At 60.1% G+C, this 4,467-nt stretch carries 3 protein-coding genes; 1 reads left to right on the top strand and 2 read right to left on the bottom strand.

Going from position 1 to position 4,467, the window contains the following annotated elements:
• Positions 1 to 365 precede the first annotated feature (365 nt).
• Both Q0C59_RS10310 and Q0C59_RS10305 read right to left on the bottom strand, forming a co-directional pair.
• A complete protein-coding gene (locus Q0C59_RS10310; RefSeq protein WP_291214860.1) occupies positions 366 to 965 on the bottom strand; it encodes a PAS domain-containing protein in 600 nt (199 codons plus the stop codon).
• A gap of 43 nt (positions 966 to 1,008) precedes the next feature.
• A complete protein-coding gene (locus Q0C59_RS10305) occupies positions 1,009 to 3,564 on the bottom strand; it encodes a chemotaxis protein CheB (RefSeq protein ID WP_291214857.1) in 2,556 nt (851 codons plus the stop codon).
• Positions 3,565 to 3,663: 99 nt separating this feature from the next.
• Between Q0C59_RS10305 and Q0C59_RS10300 the strand changes: the two genes are divergently transcribed.
• On the top strand, positions 3,664 to 4,437 hold the full coding sequence (locus Q0C59_RS10300; protein WP_291214854.1) for a Crp/Fnr family transcriptional regulator: 774 nt from the start codon (positions 3,664 to 3,666) through the stop codon (positions 4,435 to 4,437).
• Positions 4,438 to 4,467: the final 30 nt, after the last annotated feature.

Here is a 4,467-nt window from a genome sequence, read left to right as displayed (position 1 = left end):
CACAACCAGCGGCTGCAGGCCCGCCTGGGCGGCTCGGTGTGGAGCCAGTGCCGCAGTTGGTACCGGCTGGAGAGCGGTCGCGTGATCGCGCTGTTTCCAGGCTTCACGCGGGAGTACGTCAACGCCGTGAAAACAGTCGATCTGAACGATTACACGCTGGGTTGACGGCAGTGACGGCCCACGATTCCGAGACTACTTGAGGTGGTGAATCTCGCTCGGGTGGCTTTCTGCGCGTTCGACCGGCCGCTTTCGGGTGGCGAGTTCTGAACAACGGGTGTCAGCCTTGGGCCCGCTGCGGAAGTTCGGCGAGGTCTCATGGATGCCGGATGTGCAGCGATTGCGTCTTGGACCAGGACACACCAGAGTCAGCTCTGCGACGGTGACGCCATGAGGACCACCAGAAAACGATCCGACGAGGCTTCCTTGTCGGCGCTGGCGTAGATCATGCGACTCAAGCCATCCATGTGCTGCAACTCCAGCTCGACGGTTTCGGTCGAACCTTGGGTTTTGGCCTGACCGAGCATCCATCGCAACCGTTCCCTGCTGGGAGCAGACAAAAAGCTGGTGAGGGGGCGCCCCAGCACGTCATCGCCGGATGCCCGCAGCAAGCGCAATCCGGCCGCGTTGATCTCGCACAGCACGGACGCCTCGTCCACGACCAGGTACGCTGCCGGCGCCCGCTCGAAACGATCCGTTTGGCGGATCAGGTCATTCTCCAGCTCAACACGGGACTGTCGAAGTTCCTCATGCTGCATGTCGACTTCAACCTGGTGGACCTGGAGCTCGTGCAGCAGTGCCATTGCATCGACGGCGGTGTCTGGCGAAGACGCGAGCTTGTACAACACAGCCATCGCATCCGACGTGCTGGCGCGCGCGAGGTCGACCTGGATCCCGCCCGTCAACTGCGTTGTCGCCCGCTCACGCAAGCTCGAGAGGTAGGAAGAGGTTTCAGTGAGGTAAGACATGGAAGCTCCTGAGAGTTGAAGTGTCAACTCACAAGCTTGCACTCTACCCCTTGCGAAGACGGGCTTCTAGCTTTTTGGCCGTGGTGATGTCGATCAGCGTGATGACCACGCCATGGATCATGTTGGCCAGCGTTCGATAGGGTTTGATCCGAACCAGAAACCAAAGTCCGTCGGTGGTCGTGATCTCCTTCTCGGTCAACGTCAAGGTCTTCAGGGTCTGCTTGGCGTCCTCGTTGAGACCGGGGTAGTTCAGCGTGCTGGCCAGGTCGGTCAAGGGCCGTCCGATGTCGCCCTCTCGCAGGTGGATGATCCGGGTGATCTGCTCGGTGTATCGCCGCACATTCAGCGCACTGTCGAGGAACAGCGTGGCGATGTCGGTGCTGTTGAGCAGGTTCTGCATGTCGCTTTGCGCCAGCGCCAGGTCGTCCAGCTTGGTTTGCAGCTCGTGGTTCAGTGTCTGCAGCTCTTCGTTCATCGACTGGGACTCTTCCTTGGAGGTCGTCAGCTCTTCGTTGGCAGATTGAAGTTCTTCGTTGGTGGATTGGAGCTCTTCATTGGCCGACTGCAGTTCCTCGGCAGACGCACCCATCTCCTGACGCAAGGCGAGGATCTCATCCTTGCACCGCTGCAGTTCTTCGACCAACTGCGGGTCCACTGCACCATCTGCTGGCTTGCGCCTGCGCTTGGCCGGCACTGGCGCAACGACTTCGCGAAAGACGACCATCACCAAGCCTGCCAGGGAATGAGGCTCGTGCATCAACTTGACGGTCACATCCAGGGAGGTCTGGATGGGCTCTTCGCTCAGGCGCAGGCCGCGCACCTCCACACTGCCTTTGTCCTGCTGGGCTTGTCTCAGCGCCGCTGCAATCTGGGTCCTGATGGTGGGACGGACCATCACATGGATGTTCCAGTTGGCCTTGCCCGACGCGGGCTCAAGGTACTTGCCCACGCTGCCATTGATGAAAACGATGTCGCCCTGCGCATTCACCAGCACGGCAGCCGGAGAAAATTCTTGAAGCAGCGCTTGCTCGGCGTGGGTTTGCAGGTTGGCGGAAAGCACGGTCGAGGGGGACACATTGAACTCCTGGGGATGCCGGGTCAAGACACGGCGAGGACTGGTCGGAAAGTACACCGAGCCTGCGTTGACGGGATATTCGCTGCGCCAGTAGAGCCGGGACTTCTGGCTGGCCGGCGTGAACAGGGCGTGGAATTTTCCAATGGTCTCCGACCCTCCGAGCAGCAGCGCGCCTCCGGGACGCAGGCTGTAGCTGAAGAGGGGCATCAAGCGGCTTTGCAGTTCCGCATTGAAATAGATCATCAGGTTTCGACACGAGAGCAGGTCGAGCTTGGTGAACGGGGGATCCAGAATCACGTCGTGCTGTGCAAACAGCACCATTTCCCTTATGTCACTGTTGATGAGGAATCCGCTGCCCTGGGCAGTGAAGAACCTGCCCAGCCGCACGGGATCCATCTCGCCGGTGATTCTCTGCGGATAGTGTCCCTTGCGGGCCACGTTGATCGCGTCTGCGCTCAGGTCGCTGGCGAAGATCTGCAATGAACGGCTCTCGGGGTCGTCCAGCTCGCCAAGCAGCTCCTTGAAGACCATGGCCAGGGAATACGCCTCTTCACCCGTGGAGCAACCCACCACCCAGGCGCGAAGGCGTGTTCCCTGAGGGCTGCGCGCCACCAGAGCAGGCATGACCGTGTCTCTGAGTTCCTGCCACACCACAGGATCCCGAAAGAAACTGGTGACGCCGATGAGCATTTCCTTGAAAAGCAGGTCCAGTTCCTGGGGGTTGTCCCGGGCAAACTGCTCATACGCTTCGTGGTTGGTCAAACCGTGCACGCCCAGGCGTCGCTGGATGCGTCTGCGCAAGGTGCTGGGTTTGTAGTCCGAGAGGTCGTGTTTGCTGCGCTCTTTGAGCAAACCCAGGATCGATCCAATGGCCTGTTGACCATCCCCGGCCTCGTCGTCGTACCCCGGGGAATCACCATGCTTCGATTTGATGAAACGGAGGATGCGATCGGGCAAGTCGGAGACCGGACCGGTGATGTCAACACAGCCAGTGGCAATGGCGCTCTTGGGCATGGAGTCGAACTGCGCAGACTCCGGCGCTTGGGCCAATGTCAGACCACCCTGCGATTTGATCGCCTGCAAGCCCAGCGAGCCGTCCGACCCCATGCCGGACAGGACCACGCCGATCGACCGATCGCCCTGGTCGCGCGCCAGCGATGAAAAGAACAGATCGATGGGCAATCTCATGCCCCGGGGCTGAACGGGCTCTGCCAGATGCAACAGCCCCCCTGCGAGGGACATTTCCTTGTTGGGTGGAATGACGTAGACCACGTCCGGCTCAATGCGCATCGTGTCGGTCGCTTCAAGCACTGGCATGTCTGTTGCGCGCTGCAAAAGCTCCACCAGCATGGCCTTCTGCGTGGGGTCCAGATGCTGGACAACGACATAAGCGAGACCGCTTGACGGTGGGACATGAGCCAGAAACTGCTCAAGCACGGCGAGCCCACCAGCCGATGCGCCCAATCCCACAGCACGCACCGCACTATTCGCGTGTGCAATGGATTTTTCTGCGTGTTGGCTCATGCCCGATTATCAAGGCACCATTGGGATACCACTGCTGGCTCTGCGGGCCATTTGAAACAAGGGCGGTCTCGGCTGTTGGTTCGCTTGGAGTACCGTCTCATGGTCTCCTTTACGACGGTCCTGACCGAGGTAAGTGAGTTGATCGAACCTGACAAACCCCGCCAGAACCAGCTGCTGGCCTCATTGCCCCGCGCGGACTGGCAGCGATGGCAACCTCTTCTTGAGCGAGTGGATCTTCCGCTGAAGAAGACGCTTCACGAGGTTGGCGCGCCGCTGCAGTTTGTGTATTTCCCAACCAACGCCATCATTTCGCTGCTCAATGTGAACGCGGACGGATCGCCGGCGCAAATTGCCGTGGTGGGTCGCGAGGGTGTGGTCGGCATATCCATTTTCATGGGCCACAGCAATTCACCGAGCCGCACTGTGGTACAGAGTGCGGGCATGGGATACCGCATCCCTGCCGTGGTCATCAAAGCAGAGCTGGAACGCTCAGTCCCCGTGATGCACCTCATGCTGCGCTACACGCAAGCGCTGATTACGCAGATGAGCCAGACAGCTGCATGCAACCGGCGTCACTCATTGGACCAGCAGCTCTGCCGCTGGTTGTTACTCATCCTGGATCGCCTTCCCGGTGACGAAGTGGCCATAACTCATGAGCTGATCGCCCACATGTTGTGCGCATCACGTGAAGATGTCATAGAAGCCGCCTTGGACCTTCAGATCTGCGGTCTGATCCAGTATGCACGCGGCCGCATTTCAGTGCTGGACCGCCCCGGATTGCAGCGCCGCAGCTGCGAGTGCTATCAGGTGGTGAAGAGCGAGTACGACCGCCTACTGCCGAATCCCGAGGTTGTGTCACGCAGGAACGGGTAGAGGCCTGCCCGTTCCGTTCAGCAACGCAGA

Origin of the sequence: Hydrogenophaga sp., assembly GCF_022844385.1 — a bacterium.
In the GTDB taxonomy this organism is placed as follows: Bacteria; Pseudomonadota; Gammaproteobacteria; order Burkholderiales; family Burkholderiaceae_C; genus Hydrogenophaga.
The sequence above is the reverse complement of the archived record's forward strand: the minus strand, read 5'-3'. Positions and strand labels throughout refer to the sequence as shown.

Bases quoted from the DNA above. Each gene is read 5' to 3' on its own strand.
- Q0C59_RS10310 (WP_291214860.1), bottom strand. From the start codon at position 965: ATGTCTTACCTCACTGAAACCTCTTCCTACCTCTCGAGCTTGCGTGAG.
- Q0C59_RS10305 (WP_291214857.1), bottom strand. From the start codon at position 3,564: ATGAGCCAACACGCAGAAAAATCCATTGCACACGCGAATAGTGCGGTG.
- Q0C59_RS10300 (WP_291214854.1), top strand. From the start codon at position 3,664: ATGGTCTCCTTTACGACGGTCCTGACCGAGGTAAGTGAGTTGATCGAA.